This is a genomic window from Marinobacter sp. RI1, assembly GCF_041155085.1.
GTDB lineage: Bacteria > Pseudomonadota > Gammaproteobacteria > Pseudomonadales > Oleiphilaceae > Marinobacter > Marinobacter nauticus.
Map to the genome: position 1 here is coordinate 2,978,017 of NZ_AP031605.1, position 16,696 is coordinate 2,994,712.

Here is a 16,696-nt window from a genome sequence, read left to right on the forward strand (position 1 = left end):
GTATCAGTCTTCGCCGCGAACCAAAGGCATGGCATCAATGAGATCCTGAAGCACCTCACGCCCAACCGTTCCGAGACTCTCCCGCCCCCATCCCGTGCGAGCTGCTGTTCCGGACCAGACGATAGCGTTACTGCCAGAGCGTCTGACAATCATTGTCACGCCAACCGCGGGTTCGCTGTCGAAACCCGCCTTATAACGCCATTCTTCCACCGTTCCCGTGACGATAAGATCAGCCCCGTCCCGATCCGCCATGTCCATCGCTTCAGCCTGACGAGCCTGACTCTCATACATCAGTGGGTTCTGGTCTTCGGGCAAGTACAGTTCTACCCGGCCAGCCCCCTCCGCCCGCAGAATGGCAACCGCGATACTGGCGGCCCGGTCACCAGCCTGAGGGGTCTCCGAGAGATTCACAAAAGGCACAACCGCCACTTGCTCCGCCAGGCTGACAGGCGTGTCGCCCGATTCCGTGATCAGGGTAGAACAACCGCTCAGGGCGACAAACAGTAGCCCCAGCAGCAGAGATCGAAAAAGAATCATCGGTTTTCTCCCGCAGTTTTAAAAAACAAGGTATAGGTAACACGTGCGTCCAGCGAGCTGGCTCCACTCAGACTATCCGACGCATAGCCGGCAGATAGCGCGATCTCGTCATCCCCGAATAGCGACCAGCTTAGACCGCCGCCAAGCCCGTACTCGACGGTATCGGTGGAAAGAACATAGCCGGTGTTCACATCCAGGAACCAGCCTGGCTGAGCCTGTTGCTCGAGCAACGAGTGAGGTGAATGCTCTTGCCACCGCATACCGAAAGACACGCGCTCGTAGTGTTCGGTGAGCAATTCACCGGTCTGGAGTGGTCGTTCAAACAGCGATTGCACTGCGCCTTCCAGGCGCTCTAGTCGATTCAGATCCTGCAACACATATTCCGCCCGTACACTCCAGTCCGGATAACGGCGAGCCACGAGATGACTACCGAACACCTCGAGCCGTTGTCCCTCCGCCACACTGCTTTGTGAACCGGCATCAAATGACAGTGATGCTAACCGCGCCCCAACGGTTGTTCGGCTGTCTGGCTGGTAAAGGCCCTCAAACGAAGTGCTGTCCCTGGAAACCAGCCACCAGGCTTCTGCCGAATCGGTCGAGCGCTCTCCCGAATGATACCCCACTGCCATCTGCCACCGGCCCAGTGGTTGGAACCGGGCCTCAAACCTGGTACTCAGTTCATCGCCGTCAAGACGCCCCACGTGCCCAAGCCCAGCGGTAAACAACCAATCTGTGGCGTTATTCTGAAGTTCAATCATGGCCTCGCTGGACGGTTCGGGAGCCTTCGTGAATCTCGTGTCGTCGCTGGTATCAACGCGGGCCGCTCGCCCGGTCAGCCGATAGCGTTCCGAACTGTAGTCCCACGCGCCGAACCAATGATTCACAGCCATGTCGCTGATGCGCTCCTGCTGCCAGCCCAACTGGGCAGCACGGTTCTCGGAACCAAACACCGGTTGCGCCCTGTATCCGGAGGACAACTCATCAGGGCTTCTTTGCCGTGACGGGGTTCTTGGCTCGACACGTCGAGGAACCTGTCGAGCGGCGAGACGTCTGAGATGAAAAGCACTCGCCTGATCGCCAAGACTCTGGGCGAGACCCGCCTGCTCCTCAAGGGCGCGGGGCTCAACGGCATTCTCCGTTCGCCACTTCTGTAACCAGTACCTGGACCGCTTATCCTGCCCAAGCGCCGAGTATCCATACGCAAGCAACGCATACTGTCGCTGCCCCGATTGCGATGACAGTTCTGTCAGAACGGCATTCAGTTTATCGCTCTTGCGCTGAGGTTCTGCCACCAGCAGCCAGCCCCACGCGCTGAGGATGTCCTCGCTTCCAGGATTCAGGCGCAGCGCCTGTCGATAGGCCTTCTCTGCGTCATCAGCCTTGCCCCGCTGCTCAAACAGTCGCCCCCGGAATGTCCAGTAAAGGCCATCCTGACGGTGGGCCGGGTCTGACTGCCACTGCGCCAGCGTGCGCTCCAACGCCTCCCACTGCCCCGTATTCGCCTGTGCATCGGCAAGAATGGGAATGTAACGGGCATCCCCGGTACGTTGAAACCGGTAACGGGCGAGTTCCGCAACACGCTCATAATCCCCGAACTGTGCGGCCAGGCCGATTAGCCGATCCGCCACACCAGGTCCATGCTGCCGCCAGGAACCAGCCATCAATTGCGAATACTCAGCCCGGATCTTGTCGACATCCCCCAGCATAGTCAGAAGGTCCAGCCGCATCAGCTCTGCCTCTGCAGCGAACTCCGGATTCTGGAACGATACCGACAGGGTTTCGAACGCCCGCTCTACGCGCCGGGTTCGCCAATACAGATTGGCCAGAACCAATCGGTCTCCCTCACTGAGCACATCCTGCCGCTCAAACAGGGCAATGGCGTCGAGATAACGATTGTTGTTAACGTACAACTGATACAGGCGGTCCTTGAACCCGGCGACGGAGGGATACTTTCGCTGTCCCTCCTCAAGAACCGCAACTGCCTTGTCCAGCTCCACCGCTCTGGTATAGGCATCACCAAGCACAAGGTAACCATCGGCCCCAAGCTCACCTCTTGCCCTCGCCGTCTCGAGAGTTTTCACCAGTTCAGGCCAACGAAACAGTTCCTGAGCAAGCGCGGTCGCGCGCTGCTTTGCCTCGGGGTGACCGGCAGAAAGATAAAGCGACTGCCAGCGGGCCAGGGCTTTCTCCGGCTGCCCTCGCCACTCCCACACCCTTGCGGCCCAGATTCGATCCTCAACCACGGCCGTCGGCATCCCGGCAACGCGCTCAGCCGTCATTGCCGCCTGGGCCAGATCTCCCTGGCCCAACTGCAGGACTCGCAAACGACGGAGTTCGGTGATATCGGCCGTATACTGTCGCATCAACGACTCTAGCCATTGTCGTTCGAGAACGTCTTTGCCCGCCAATCGGGCCAACTGAATGGCCTCTTGCAGTCCCTCGGCTCCGGGAGACATCAGATTCCGGGCCTGAAAGGTATCCAGCGCGCGGACGGGTTGACCTGAGGCAAGGTATAGTCGCACCAGTTCCCTGGCCGCTTTGCCCTGCTCCTCAGCGGGTAACTGGTCGATAATTCCGGCAAGGGTTTCCGCAGCGTCTGCCGGGTTCCCTGCAGCGACCTGAGCATGTCCTAGCGACATCACTAACCACAACCGGTCTTGCCCCTCCGCTGATGAGATCAACGTCGGCAGCAAACTCAATTGCTCATCCGGCGTGAGCCAACTTAGCACCGTCTCTACGCTTCTGTGTACTCGGGGATGGGCACCTGCGCCCCCAATCAGCCGCTCAACCAGAACCAGCAGGTCAGCCTTTCGCTCAGCGCGGGTATGTTCATCAGTCGCAGCCGCCAGTTTCTGAATGGCCAATGTCAAGGCCAGCTCCACGGCTTTCGGCGACACTGTCGGCTCATGGAGCAAGGGTCTCAACGTTGCCATGGCCTGTTCGGATTCACCAACATCCGATTGCATCTGTGCAAGCCGATAGCGCAACTCTTTATTATCGGAATCAGAATTCAGCAACACGGTGAGGTAAGCCAGGGAGAGCGCATCCGGCTTCTCAAGGCTGCCGATCTGGTCAAAAAACGCCTCCCTCGGGTGTACTACGTACAGCAACGCAATGGCCAGCACGCCCATCACCGCCAACGCCTGAACCCCGAACAGATTGGGACGGGAAGAGCTTCGCCTCACTCAGCTACACTCCACCACAACGTTCGAGACCGCTTTACCGGACAACCTGAAAGCAACCGGGCTCAGGCGGGTGGCCGGGTGATCACTTACCACTCGACAGGTTTCAGCGCCACCAAAACGGAACTCCACCGGCACATGGCCATTTGCCGAGACAGTAACGCGCGAAGTCGCCCCGGAAACCTGCTCACGCTCCCAACGCGTCAACCTGGCGTTGGCAGACTCCAGATATACACCCTGAGGGGCGACCTCACTCACCGCCAGCGCTGCGCCGGGGCCGGTGAGGTGAACGTAATGTCGCTGACCATGCCTGATGAAACCGGCAACTCCGGTGCTATTTTTCATATCCGGATACAGAGAATCGGGCAGTGTTACGGTCGTTGGCGTGTATACCCCTTTCCAGCGGTATACGCCATCGTCGTCCCTGGTCGTAACGCTGTAATAGCGGGCCTGGACCCGCGTTGCGTATTCGCTCAGGTATAGCGGTGAATTTGGTTTGTCCAGCGCATGCTGATAGACCTCATGAAGGGCCTTGATCGACTCCGGGTAGGTGCCGGAGTAAAAGTGATAATAGATTCCGCTGGGTTTCAACCGGTATGGGGCATCCAGCAGGTCGAAGCTCTCCCGGGCGTTACGATAACCATAGAACGGGCCTGTCCAGAGATCGGTGTAGACATTTTCGTTCAGCACGGGCGCATGAACCTGTAGCTCGTCCCCCACCAGGCGGGCATCCGGCCAGACCGCCGCGAGGGTAGAATCATATTTCAACGGCCGGGTATTGCCACCGTTGACGTTGACCAGACCCAACTCCCTCACCATTCGCAACGCCGTTTTACCGGGCCGGGCATCACCACTCCACAGAAAGACACGAACCGCTTTATCGTCAGGAGTCAGCTCGTTAACAAAGGCCACCGAACCCGGGATTTCCCTTTTCAGATCCGGTTCGTAACCCGGCACTTCCATGGCATATCCGTAGGCGGCCTGTTCGGCCGTCGGCGCTTCCCCACCTTCCATCATGCGCCAGAAAAACGGGTGACTGAACGTATGAGAAGCCACCTCGACATTCGGCTCCCGGAAAATCTGCCTCGTAGTCTCCAACGCCTCCCGACTCTCTGCCGGATAGACCCCGCGCTCCGAGACTTCCGCTTCGATGACGGAAACCGTATGGGGAATGGGATAGTGGCGGATGATCTTGTCCAGGATCACCTTGATGGCTTGCGGGGTTCCAGGCAGGTTAGCCCGGGAAACCGCTCCATCGCCGTCGATGTGGGCCGTGACGATGCGTCGACCGGCTTCCGTCGTTGCATCCACGCCAGGGTGAATCTCCGGCTTCAATGCATCGGCCATAAACCGTACCGGGTCAAACAGCCAATACGCCGCATTGTCTGGCCCTGGCTCAAACAAAAACGGGCTCAGCGCAACGCCCCCTTCCGGGCGAATAAATACCGGGGAGTAGGATCGCGCGTTCTTGTCCTCTATCAGAATCCATGGCTCATAGGTATCCATGGCGGGCGGCATCGCCAGAGGAACCCGCGCCGGCAGACGATTACCTTCAAACCTGCCAACCGTCTCCTGAACTGCAGAAACCTGCAGCATCCCCTCCGGGACCCGCATGCGCTGGCCAGAAACGAGTCGCTGACAGGCAGGAGCTGCGGGCATTAACCCCATTAAAACCAACGGCAACTGGTCTCGGACGCTATTACCCAGCCACTGACACAGGCGGTTATGAGCCGTGCCCGCTTCCCACCAGACAACCACGCCGTGATACCGGTCGAGCACGGGTTCGGATAAGGGAGGTTCCAGAGCAGAGCGGTATACCGGTACAAACCCGAGGTATTCCAGAATAACGCCCAGACGGCTGTGGGCCTGACTCTGATCCGCTTGCTGCGGCGGCAGATCATGCAACACCAGCACTTGTCGGCGTATCGTCTCTGGCGACGTCGGGCCTAATCGATCCAGCGCCTGGTTGCTGACCACCGGCAAAAGGCCCCGATCGCGAAGACGATCGGCCGTTTCTTCAGCCAACTGTGGCGTCGCTGTGTAATCAATGGCAATAACGGGCTTTTCGGGATATCGAGCCGACCACTCGGCAATACGAGCATCCAGCCATTCCCGATGCTCCTCAGGAACCGGGCGATAGCGACCCGACTCAGGATCAAAGCCCTCGAAGTAGGACTCGAACGCCAGCGCATCCACCTGATCAAGCGCCCGGACTGGCAGATGAAAGCCGCGGTTAATGATCATGACAGCTTCAGGGTACTTATCACGGATATCGGCGATCAGATCAGCCTGCGCTTGCGCGAAGCTCAATGCGTCTACCTTGCCGGCCTCCACCATCAGGTGACTATCGAGCGTGTCGAGAAAAACCCCTTCAAAGCCTCGCATCAACGCCGGCACAACGCGCTTATCCACGAGAAACCGCCGGACTTCGGGTTTGCGGATATCCAGAATCACGCTCCCCCAGGCCTTGTTGCGACCAACGATCCAGGCCGGATCTACTTGCGGGAAAAGCGCGTGAGATTTGGCAATCTCGTCAACCGCAACGTACGCCAGGGGTGCGGTTCCGCCGCGGGAAAGCAGAGACAGCCGGGCATCTGTGGCCTGATCCGGTTGCAACACCAGCCAGTCGTAGGCAAACAGTGGCCCTATCGGTGACTCGTGGCCATAGTAAAAGCCAACATTTCTCGGGCTCTCGGCGGATAAAACCGGCACATGGAAAAGGAGTGAAAGAACCGTCAGAACTCTGAAAAACATCATGGAGGCAGCGCAACCAACAAGCCAAACAGGCAGCAGATAAAGAAGGTGCCTAGGGTACCATGGGCTTGACAAAGGTCATACATTAAACGGCCAAAAAATGATCACCCGCATCAACAACCTACGAGTGCGACGACCTGCTGACAAGATAATCGGCCAGGGTTCTCGTCCAGTACCCCGGGAGCAGCTTGTTGGTGAACCAAAGCCCCCTGGCCCGCCAACCCGGGATAATCATAAACCGGCGGCGATCGATACCTTTGCGGATCTGCGCCACGGCATCATTCAAAGGCAAGGTGCCGGCCATCAACTTCAGCGCTTCGGTTTGCCTGGGGCGATTCAAGCGCTCCGCCTCTACCATCGGCGTTTCCACTTCCGGAGGGCACACCACAGAGACATCAATGCCCCGCGTTGCCAGCTCGATGCGCAACACCTCAGCTAACCCCACCACTCCGTATTTGGAAGCACAATAAGCCGCGTAGCCATAACACCCCACCAATCCGGCCATGGATGCAACCAGAACCAGCTGCGAACCTGCTTTCAAATGGGGCAGGACACCGGCCACCACATTGCGCGTACCGACCAGGTTGATGTTGATCACCCGGGCATAGGCATCGTCGTCTATGGCCTCGAAATCGGCCGCAATGGCAATTCCCGCGCAGTGAATGACCAGATCTGGCGGTGAAGACTCCGCCGCGGAGGCAAAGGCCTCTCTCACTCCGCCCGGTTTGGTCACATCCATGGCGAATGTTCGAATGGATGCCGGCCCCGCTATGGCTGCCAACCCCTCCACAGCGGATTCCATGGGCTGGATATCAAACAGGGTAACCTCTGCCCCTGAACGCAGATAAGACCGCGCCAGTTCAAAGCCAATTCCGCTGGCACCACCGGTGATGTATACCTTCCTCGCAGACTTCTTCTGTACATTACCACCCGCCATACCACACGCTCCGCAAATCCTTGTTATCCCGCCAGCGTACCCCCGGCCAGCATAATCCTCCATGCCTTCAATGCCGGCCAATGCCCCGTGTTTGGCTATTGACGTAGCCGGTGCCGGTGTGATGCCGCCATCGTCCTATTTCCCGGGCCACGCGTTTATGAAACACTCTGCCCCTTTTGACGGAACCTCACAGATTAAGGACGCAACATGGCCGTAAAATCCGTTGCCCTGGTGGCACACGACAACAAGAAGAAGGAACTGGTGGACTGGGCGAACGAGAACCGCACCCGCCTTGCCCCGTTGCGTTTGTACGCCACCGGCACCACTGGCCGGCTACTGAGTGAAAGCCTCGGACGAACCGATCTCAACTGTCTGCTGAGCGGGCCTTTGGGGGGCGACCAACAGATCGGCGCCAAGATTGCTGAAGGTGAAATCGACCTGCTGGTATTCTTCTGGGACCCTCTCGAACCTCAGCCCCACGACCCGGACATCAAGGCCCTGCTGCGCATAGCCGCCCTCTGGAACATCCCCGTTGCCTGCAACCGGGCCACCGCAGAGTTCGTGCTGACCTCTGCCTATATGACCGACGACCAGCACCAGCCACAGAAGCCGGACTTCTCGGAATACACTGGTCGCAAAGTTCAGTAACCGAAAAAAACAGCCAGACGTCCAGATCGGAACTAAAATGAAGGGACACCCTTGAAAGGAGCCGAGGGGAAAGACTATGGAAGCAATACGCCGATTACTGATCGCAGTGCTTGCCTCTCTGGCATTCGTTGCGCCCCATACGACGGCCAACGGGTTGCCGGCAGAAGTCAGACTGGCAACCATTGAGGGTGTGCCCAGCGCAACAGCCGCAAGGCAAATCCTGGAAATCGCCTACCAACGTTTGGGTGTCGGTGTCTCCGTGATGGAGGTGCCCACCAAACGCGCTCTTCTGCTGGCCGACAATGGCGGCCTGGATGGCGACCTCTACCGGGTTGATGCCGTCGCATCGAATTACCCAAACCTCGTGAGGGTTGAGTTCCCTCTTCTCCAGGGCAAGCTTCTGGCCGTTGTCCGGGAGACAGAAACCCACGACCTGCCACACTCACCCAAGAATCAACCTCTTCGGGTATCTGTACTCCGGGGGGCCATCATCGCCGAGGACAAAGCCAGAGAGCTCGGCATGGAGCCTATCCTTGCAGACGATTACGATCAGGTCCGCTCCCTTCTGGAGCTAGGGAGAGTTGACGTGGCTTTCGTCTCGGATGTTGAGGGCATATCACCGCTGACAAACGAACATTGGCATCGGCTAAAGCCGATCCGAAAGCCCGTGACGACTTTTACGTTCTACCACTACCTTAACCAGCGACATGCTGTGCTCGCTGATCAACTCGCCAAGGTGCTCGAACAACTTGAACGCGAAGGAATCAAAGCCGAAGTACTGGAGTCCCTCCGTCGACATCAACACAGCAAAAGCTGACTCAGCATCGGAAAACCGCCTTTAAGGATCCCACATTATGCCCCGATCATGGCCGCATCCACTGTTGGACATACTGCACGTAGAAAAACCCATCATCCAGGCCCCTATGGCCGGCGTTCAGGATTACCGCCTGGCAGCCGCAGTTACCAACGCCGGCGGCCTCGGCTCTCTGCCCTGCGCCATGCTCGGCCCCGATGCACTGAAAACAGAACTTCAGGCACTGAATGAAGCCACCCAGGGTGGCCCCTATAACCTCAATTTTTTCGCCCATACACCGCCCGCCCCGAATGACTCGCAGGAGGCCGGATGGAGGCAGGCACTGGCGCCCTATTACCAAGAATTCCAGATAGATCCAGCCACCATCAGCAACGGCCCCGGCCGCATGCCTTTCAACGAAGAATCCGCAGCTATTGTTGAAGCCTCCCGCCCGGCAGTGGTGAGCTTCCACTTCGGGCTACCAGAGCCGGCATTGCTGGATAGAGTCCGGCAAGCCGGGGCAAAGATATTCTCTACCGCCACGACTGTGGAGGAAGCCATCTGGCTGGAACAACACGGCGCAGACGCAATTATCGCCCAAGGGTTGGAAGCGGGCGGTCATCGAGGAATTTTTCTTACAAAAGACATGAGCACCCAGATGGGCACCTTCGCCCTGTTGCCTCAGATTGTGGACGCCGTGAACATTCCCGTTATCGCGGCCGGTGGCATTGCAACTGCAGAGGGAGTACAGGCCGCGTTGAAGCTTGGCGCAGCGGCAGCGCAGATTGGCACGGCGTTTATGCTGTGTCCCGAGGCAACCACCCGCCCCCTGCACCGGCAGGCACTCAAAAGCCCGCAGGCCAGGCATACCGCCCTAACAAACCTGTTTTCCGGAGGCCCTGCACGGGGCATTGTTAACCGGATAATGCGAGAACTCGGGCCAATATCAGAGCTCGCACCGGCATTTCCACTGGCAACCAACGCCATCGCACCACTCAGGGCAGCGGCTGAAGCCGCAGGATCCGGTGATTTTTCACCGTTATGGAGCGGACAGAATGTAAGTGGGTGCAGGGAGGTTTCGGCGGGGGAGTTGGTGAAACAGCTTATGCTTTAACTGGAAGGTTTTTCTGCAGCCAGGTAAACGGCGGTCTCCCACCACACATCGGAACGGTTTAACTGATCGGCCCGAGGTGAATCCGCCAAAGGCACCGACATAACCGCGCGACGAAGAGCAAAGCTGTCCAGCTCGGCCTTGGTGACTTCATAAAACTGCCGTTCACCATCCCCCGGCCCATGGCGCAGGGTGATCACCAGCATGCCGGACGGCGCCAGCAGCTCAGTCAGAATCCAGAACGCCCGCTCCCGGTGTGTGGGGGGCAGGTGCATCCAAACGGCAGACACTAGCACCAGATCAAACCGGTAACTGAGTTTGCGGATCTCGCTCAGATCCGGCAGGGCATCATCCACCCACTGGATACTGCGGTGAGCCGTTGCCGACTCGCTCAGCCGGCGCAACTCTGCAGCGGGTTCCACCGCCACCACGTCCCAGCCAAGCTCCGCCAATGCCAGCGCATCGCGGCCACTGCCGGCGCCCACATCCAGCGCGAGGCCGGTTACATTATCCAAATGAGGGAGCCAGTGGCTATGGACCTGTTCGAAGGTCAGGGACTGGTATTGGGTGAAGAATTTTTGGGCGTTTATGTTGTATGTAACAACGGTCATTAACGCGACCTCCGCGGTCGACTCAATGAGAAAGCAGCTTGGCTTGGAATAACTGAGAGCGTTTTATTTCGCGAATTGTCATATGAATATTACTCGGTCAAGATAGCTCCACCTACTTGAGCTTGCAGTCTTAGAGGATTCTTTATGCCAAGGGCAGATCGTTGGAGCAACGAAGAAATAGCACTTACAGTGGCAGATTACATGAAGATGTTGACCCTCGAGCTTGCAGGTCAGCGGTATAACAAAAGTGCCCACCGCCGAAAGCTACTAGAGAACCTCAATAATCGCAGCAATGCTGCTGTTGAGCTGAAGCACCAGAACATTAGCGCAGTACTCCGGGATTTGAATTGCTTTTGGATACCTGGCTACAAACCCAGAAGTAACTATCAAGAAGCGCTCGCGATTTACGTTGAGGACTGGATTGCTTCACATCCAGAATTCGATCGTATCTCCCAAGCAGCTGTCGAACAGCCAGCAACCGTTCCGAGCTCAGTAGAGTTTTCTAGACTTGTCGTTGAGGCACCGTCGACAGCTGCAGAAATCAGGGAGCCATCATCCGCGTACCATCCACAGCGCGCAGCCTCCCGAAGAGACTATGTTGCGCAGGAGGCCAGAAACTCAGCTCTAGGAAACGCGGGCGAGTTACTGGTACTTGAATACGAAGAGTATCGCCTCAGATCTGCGGGCGAAATCACTTTAGCAAATCGTATAGAACACGTTTCTCAATCTAAGGGAGACGGACTGGGTTACGATATCCTATCGTTCGAAACATCTGGGAAAGAACGATTCATTGAGGTCAAAACTACGGCATTTGCGAAAGAAACTCCGTTTTATGCATCTCGCAATGAAGTTTCGTTTTCGTCCGACTTCCAAAGCCAGTTTCAGCTATACCGCCTTTTCGAATTTCGGAGATCTCCCAAGCTATTCTCATTGAAGGGTTCAATCAGCGATCATTGCCATATGGATGCCGCCAATTTCCTCTGCAGGTTGCGATAGCCTATAGCAAATCGGACAACCAAGCCGCCCCCCTCACCCCACTGGAATCTCCATGGGCGGCTTTCACAATCGACGTATCACTCTCACCCCCAAACACATAGCTCGAAAGCCTTCCCGGCAGTTCCCGATAGATCTGTTCCGCATTACTCATGCCGCCACCCAGCACAATGATGTCCGGATCCAGCACGTTGAAAACGGCGGCCAGGCCCCGGGCCAGGTGCTTCAGGTATTGCTGCAGGGTTTCGGTGGCTTGCGAGTCGCCATTTCGGGCGTTTTCAACAATGTTGTGGGCGGGCAGTTGCTGTCCGGTGTGCAGTTTGTGGGTGAGTGACAGCCCGGTTCCGGAAAGAAAGGTTTCGTTGCAGCCGTACCGGCCACAAAAGCAGGGGCGCTTTTGAAGTTCGGCTTCCGGTGTCCAGGGTAACGGGTTATGGCCCCATTCGCCGGCTACGCCGTTGGGGCCGGTCAGCAGCTTGCCGTTCACGCTGATGCCGGCGCCACAGCCCGTGCCCAGTATGGCGGCGAATACCGTGTGGTGGTTGCGCCCTACTCCGTCTGTGGCTTCGGAAAGCGCCAGGCAGTTAGCATCGTTGGTCAGGGTTACGGGCCGTTGCAGGAGTTCACGCAGGTGTTGCTGCATGGGCTGGCCGTTCAGCCAGGTGGAGTTGGCGTTTTTAATGCGGCCGGTTTTGCCCGAAACGCTGCCGGGTATGCCTATGCCCACGGGTATTCCGGTGGTACCGGCGTGGGCTTCAGCCTTTTGTACCAAGGCGTGGATGGTTTGCAGGGTGGCTTGATAGTTGCCGACGCTGGTCGGTACGCGTTGGCGAAAATGCTCCTGGCTATGCCGGTCCATCAGGATGACTTCGGTTTTGGTGCCTCCCAGATCAATGCCTATCAGCCAGTTGCTTCCCATGCCGCACTCTTTGTTCAACGGTTTCCCAGAAAATACGGTGTTATTCGCAGAAAGGGAACCCGGTATTTTTATGCGTTTTCTTTCTGATAAAAGCACAGGTTATTCATCAAGCTCTTAACCATTATCGAAAATCCCTGTTTGCCTTGATATTCGTCAGTGCCTATCATCCCGCCCCCTTGAACGCACCAAATAAGGGCATGAACAGGCAGTATGGGACGCAGGAACGAGCAAATCCGCTGGCAACTGACCAAAGGCCTGGTTCAGGCACTGCACCTGGAGCGCATGGCGAGCAAGTACAGCCGTACCACGGTGATGGCGGTGTTCAACCTGGTTAATGGCGGGTTCAGCATTGCTTTGGTGTCGTTTGTGGCGCTGGTTACCCAGGAGGCCTTCATTTTCCCCTCCCTGGGCGCCACGGCTTTTATTCTGTTCTATGTGCCCATGGCGCAACCGGCGTCTCCCAGAAATACACTCTGCGGGCACCTGATCGGCGCGCTGATGGGCTTGCTGGCTCTGTATATCTTCGGGCTTCAGGGGCAGGCATCGGCATTTATGACCGGTGTTGATCTGCCCAGGGTGGGTGCGGCGGCATTATCGCTGGGGCTTACCAGCTGTCTGATGGTAGTTTTTCGGGTTGCTCACCCTCCGGCCGGTGCCACGGCACTGATCGTTTCCCTGGGTCTGATGCCCAATCCGGCGCAGTTGCCAGTGCTCATGGCGGGGGTGGCGTTGCTGTTGGCCCATGCCTTTGTGATGAACCGGCTGGCAGGTATTCCCTATCCGCTCTGGTCGGCCAGCACGGGTTCCGCTCCCATTCGGCAGCAGGCCCCAGCGGCCGATTGAGACTTACTTCTTCACCCATTTGCCGTTGATCAACACAAACTGGCCTGCGGGCGTTTTTTCCATGGCTTTCTGACCGGCCACGGTCTCAACCTGTGTCACCGGAATGTCGTGTTTTTCAGCAATGCGGGTGTATTCATCCCGGCGGGCCTGGTTAATGGCTTTCACCACAGCCTGGGCATCGCCTTCTGCACGCACTACGTCCAGGTAGCCGGTTGGCGTTTCCCCCACCAGGCCCTGCTGTTTAGCCGTGTCCAGTTTCTGTTTCGCTTCTTCCAGCCCCATGGCCAGCGCCGGTATTGCTACGGCGAGCGCCAACACAAAGGCGCCCAGTTGTATCAGTCGTTTCATATTCAACCCCTTGGTCAGCCGTTGGCATTGTCCGGTGTCGCTCAGAACAGCCCCTGTTCGCTGAACAGCTCGTCTACTTCTTTGTCCACCTTCACGTAGATCTCGTGCTGAATCTTTACGTTCAGGTTGACGGTAATCGGTTCTTTTGGTGCCGCCATCTGCACAGTGGGTGTGCACGCAAATAGCGCCAGCGGCAACATTAAAACCAGCAATGTTCTGGCCGCCAGTGGCCGGCACCAACGCCATAGGTTTGTCATGGCACTGCCTCCTGCCCGGATTGTTGTAACCGCTCCCGAACCCTTTCGGTCACGGCTTCGTTCACTCTGCCACTCAGCTGGAGGCTGGTTAACAGGGCGGGGATATCCTCTTCGAGATTGATGTTGAGCACAACCGGCTGCCCGCCACGAAGATCCGGATTCTCACCTTCCAGCCTCAGGCCGAGTGCCAGCTTGCCCTCTTCATCGTAGTCTATCGTGCTATCCAGCACCGAATAGTGAAAGTTTTGCAAAGCTTGCACCACCAGCTCCATGGCATCACTGCTGCCCAACATGGTCTGCAGTCGCTCGGCCGGCATGATGAGCTTGCCGCCTGGAGATATAGCTTCCAATGCGCCCTGGTCTACTCTCACACCGGCGTCGGTCACCGCGACCGGAATCCTGCCCGTTAACGTGCCGGTTCCAGAAAAGCCCTCCGCCGGATACACCTGCAGCAGTCGCTCCAGCGAAAGATCGTAGACATCAATGGGAACATGCCAGGGCCGATTCGAGAGGTCCACAGTGCGCGGCGCTACCCGAAGCCGGCCACCCAGAAACTCGGCGGTTGCCTGCTGAACGGCAAGCTGCCCCCTGAGCGGCGCAGCCAGGTTCGCTTCGTAATCCGCCAGGAGCTGAATCGGCCCGATGCCGATTCCGGAATCGACTTCGCCTATCCGGATGTCTCGCAGGGCGGCGGTTAATATGTCCGCTTCCAGGGCAAACAACAGGCGCCCACTCAGGTTGGTGAGCGCCGTACGGTCCATTACCCCGGACACATCCTTAAATTCCAACCAGGCATCCGCCGCCAGTGGTTCATTGGACTCCACCCTGAGATTTGCCTGAAGTGTCAGTTCACCATTGTCCAGCGAGAGCAATTCCGGCCAGTTCAGGAGCGTGGCCGCAAGCGCCTCTCCGGCTTTCTGCGCAGCCATGGTCGTGCGGATGTCGGCTGTAAAGTTGCTCTCCGACCCGCTACGCAAGACGAGATTGGCTGTCAGGCCGAAGCTGGCATTCAGCGTCCCTTCAAGTTCCAGATCTGCCAGCGTTCCGCTCGCCTTGCCCTGAAACCACCAGCGTTGGGGCTTCAGGCTCGGGTGGCGGACTTCCGCTACGTCGATGCGCACATTTCCGGAGATGCGGGTGCGTTCCGGCATAGCACCCGGGGCGCCAAGATCAACGGTTACCTCGGTATCCGCGAGATTCAGCTGGACATCAATTAACTCTGCGGGGGTGCTTCCGGATTGCCGGGCAATGCGGGCTATTGTCAGCCGGGACCCCGGGCGGAAGGTAACGCCGACCTGCTTGTTACTTGCTTCAACGGAATTGACGATATCTGCGTGAATGCCCATCGCTGTCCAGCCGGCGATTTCATAGTCAGGCAGCGCCAGGTCCATCCGACCTTGCTGGAGCGAGAACGTCCATGGCGTGGCATTTGCCTGAGAGAGTGTCAGGGCACCAGCCACCACAGCAACCAAACAGAACCAGAGGGCCCGAAAGAAGCTGGCTGGGGATCTTGGCGGTGGCAGTATCATCCAGTCGTTCCGATAAATTGGATTACTCCATGCAGGTATAGAGAGCCGGATTTAGGATACTACGGAGGCAGGGCTGATAATATTTCGTGTTAGACTCCACTCCGAATTTTTCTGTATCCGGAATACGATGACTTCTGAACAAGCCACCACCAAGGCCCTGTCCCGTCGCTTCTGCGTTGCCCCCATGATGGACTGGACCACCCCGCACTTTCGTTACCTGGCCCGCATCCTCAGCAAGCGGGCGCTGCTTTATACAGAAATGGTCACCACAGGTGCGCTCATCCATGGCGATACCGAGCGCTTTCTGCGCCACGATGTTTCAGAGTATCCGCTGGCGCTTCAGCTTGGCGGCAGCGACGCTAACGAGTTGGCCCATTGCGCGCGGCTGGCGCAACAGTTCGGATTCAGCGAGGTTAACCTGAACGTGGGTTGCCCCAGCGACCGGGTGCAGAACAACATGATCGGCGCCTGCCTGATGGGTCATCCAGACAAGGTAGCAGAGGGCGTGGCCGCAATGATTGAGGCCACCGACCTTCCGGTTACGGTAAAGCACCGCATTGGTATTAACGACCGGGAATCCTGGGAGGAGCTGTGCGAGTTTATTGAAACCGTGTCAGCAGCCGGCTGCAAAACGTTCATTGTGCATGCCCGCATCGCCGTTCTTGAAGGCTTGAGCCCGAAGGAGAACCGCGATATTCCACCCCTCAAATACGACTGGGTGTATCGTCTGAAACAGGCCTATCCGCACCTGGAAATCATCATCAACGGCGGCATCAAAACCTTCGGGGAGTGCCACGAGCACCTGACCCACACCGATGGCGTGATGCTGGGGCGAGAGGCCTACCACAATCCCTGGCTGCTGGCCGAGGTAGACGCTGAGCTTTTCGGCGAGCCGCCGGCCGTTACCAGTCGCCATGAGGCGCTCCGGGCCATGTTCCCGTTCATTCAGCAGGAGCTGGACCGGGGCGTGTACCTCACACACATTACCCGCCATATCATGGGCCTGTTCCTCGGGCAGCCGGGGGGACGGCAGTTCCGCCGTCATCTGAGTGAGAATGCCAACAAACCCGGCTCCGGGCTGGAAGTGGTCGAACAGGCGCTGGCGAAAGTCAGAGAACCGGAACCCAGTTTGGAAACCTGATCGCCACCATACCTTTTGTTGTCTTGTTACTGTCGTAAGCTGCCGTTATTGTAGGAGTTAAAAGGGCATTGTGGATGAATGCCCGGATAACAC

Annotated in this window: 15 protein-coding genes; 6 read left to right on the forward strand and 9 right to left on the reverse strand. The window is 57.8% G+C overall.

Features of this window, described 5'->3' with window-relative positions:
- Window positions 1–3: 3 nt before the first annotated feature.
- The 4 genes from ACAM27_RS13465 to ACAM27_RS13480 form a co-directional block, all read right to left on the reverse strand.
- The gene (locus tag ACAM27_RS13465; protein ID WP_369612126.1) at window positions 4–537 is read right to left on the reverse strand and encodes a hypothetical protein; all 534 of its coding nucleotides are present in this window, start codon (window positions 535–537) and stop codon (window positions 4–6) included.
- Window positions 534–3,722, reverse strand: a complete 3,189-nt coding sequence (locus ACAM27_RS13470; protein WP_369612127.1) for a tetratricopeptide repeat protein — start codon at window positions 3,720–3,722, stop codon at window positions 534–536. Before ACAM27_RS13470 ends, ACAM27_RS13465 begins: the two co-directional genes overlap by 4 nt.
- Window positions 3,723–6,476, reverse strand: a complete 2,754-nt coding sequence (locus ACAM27_RS13475) for a bifunctional glycoside hydrolase 114/ polysaccharide deacetylase family protein (protein ID WP_369612128.1) — start codon at window positions 6,474–6,476, stop codon at window positions 3,723–3,725. It abuts the gene before it with no gap.
- Between the two features lie 118 nt (window positions 6,477–6,594).
- Window positions 6,595–7,410: an SDR family oxidoreductase gene (locus tag ACAM27_RS13480; RefSeq protein WP_222800873.1), complete on the reverse strand. Its 816-nt coding sequence runs from the start codon at window positions 7,408–7,410 to the stop codon at window positions 6,595–6,597.
- Window positions 7,411–7,617: 207 nt separating this feature from the next.
- On the opposite strand from ACAM27_RS13480, the gene ACAM27_RS13485 reads away from it, so the two are divergent.
- The 3 genes from ACAM27_RS13485 (at window position 7,618) to ACAM27_RS13495 (ending at window position 9,965) form a co-directional block, all read left to right on the forward strand.
- The gene (locus ACAM27_RS13485) at window positions 7,618–8,058 is read left to right on the forward strand and encodes a methylglyoxal synthase (RefSeq protein WP_014421098.1); all 441 of its coding nucleotides are present in this window, start codon (window positions 7,618–7,620) and stop codon (window positions 8,056–8,058) included.
- Window positions 8,059–8,134: 76 nt separating this feature from the next.
- Complete coding sequence (locus ACAM27_RS13490) at window positions 8,135–8,875, forward strand: hypothetical protein (protein WP_023009904.1); 741 nt, start codon at window positions 8,135–8,137, stop codon at window positions 8,873–8,875.
- A gap of 37 nt (window positions 8,876–8,912) precedes the next feature.
- Window positions 8,913–9,965: an NAD(P)H-dependent flavin oxidoreductase gene (locus ACAM27_RS13495; protein ID WP_369612129.1), complete on the forward strand. Its 1,053-nt coding sequence runs from the start codon at window positions 8,913–8,915 to the stop codon at window positions 9,963–9,965.
- Here the strand turns inward: ACAM27_RS13495 and ACAM27_RS13500 are convergent.
- The gene (locus ACAM27_RS13500; protein ID WP_023010497.1) at window positions 9,962–10,573 is read right to left on the reverse strand and encodes a bifunctional 2-polyprenyl-6-hydroxyphenol methylase/3-demethylubiquinol 3-O-methyltransferase UbiG; all 612 of its coding nucleotides are present in this window, start codon (window positions 10,571–10,573) and stop codon (window positions 9,962–9,964) included. The two genes, ACAM27_RS13495 and ACAM27_RS13500, sit on opposite strands and share 4 nt — an antisense overlap.
- 144 nt (window positions 10,574–10,717) lie before the next feature.
- On the opposite strand from ACAM27_RS13500, the gene ACAM27_RS13505 reads away from it, so the two are divergent.
- Window positions 10,718–11,569: a DUF3883 domain-containing protein gene (locus ACAM27_RS13505; protein ID WP_023010498.1), complete on the forward strand. Its 852-nt coding sequence runs from the start codon at window positions 10,718–10,720 to the stop codon at window positions 11,567–11,569.
- 1 nt (window position 11,570) lies between these two features.
- On the opposite strand, the gene ACAM27_RS13510 is transcribed toward ACAM27_RS13505, so the two are convergent.
- Window positions 11,571–12,485, reverse strand: a complete 915-nt coding sequence (locus tag ACAM27_RS13510; RefSeq protein ID WP_369612130.1) for an ROK family protein — start codon at window positions 12,483–12,485, stop codon at window positions 11,571–11,573.
- Between the two features lie 210 nt (window positions 12,486–12,695).
- Between ACAM27_RS13510 and ACAM27_RS13515 the strand changes: the two genes are divergently transcribed.
- Complete coding sequence (locus tag ACAM27_RS13515) at window positions 12,696–13,328, forward strand: HPP family protein (protein ID WP_023010500.1); 633 nt, start codon at window positions 12,696–12,698, stop codon at window positions 13,326–13,328.
- A gap of 3 nt (window positions 13,329–13,331) precedes the next feature.
- Here ACAM27_RS13515 and ACAM27_RS13520 read toward each other — a convergent pair whose 3' ends face one another.
- From ACAM27_RS13520 to ACAM27_RS13530, 3 genes are read right to left on the reverse strand one after another with little or no spacing between them, the layout of a single operon-like run.
- Window positions 13,332–13,676, reverse strand: a complete 345-nt coding sequence (locus ACAM27_RS13520) for a YdbL family protein (RefSeq protein ID WP_023010501.1) — start codon at window positions 13,674–13,676, stop codon at window positions 13,332–13,334.
- Window positions 13,677–13,717: 41 nt separating this feature from the next.
- A complete protein-coding gene (locus ACAM27_RS13525; protein WP_022992281.1) occupies window positions 13,718–13,933 on the reverse strand; it encodes a YnbE family lipoprotein in 216 nt (71 codons plus the stop codon).
- Window positions 13,930–15,462 carry a YdbH domain-containing protein gene (locus ACAM27_RS13530; protein ID WP_369612131.1) on the reverse strand — a complete coding sequence of 511 codons (1,533 nt, stop codon included), beginning with the start codon at window positions 15,460–15,462 and terminating at the stop codon, window positions 13,930–13,932. The genes ACAM27_RS13525 and ACAM27_RS13530 overlap by 4 nt, the downstream gene beginning before the upstream one ends.
- Before the next feature lie 127 nt (window positions 15,463–15,589).
- On the opposite strand from ACAM27_RS13530, the gene dusA reads away from it, so the two are divergent.
- Window positions 15,590–16,603, forward strand: a complete 1,014-nt coding sequence (gene dusA / locus ACAM27_RS13535; protein ID WP_369612132.1) for a tRNA dihydrouridine(20/20a) synthase DusA — start codon at window positions 15,590–15,592, stop codon at window positions 16,601–16,603.
- The last annotated feature ends 93 nt before the right edge of the window (window positions 16,604–16,696 follow it).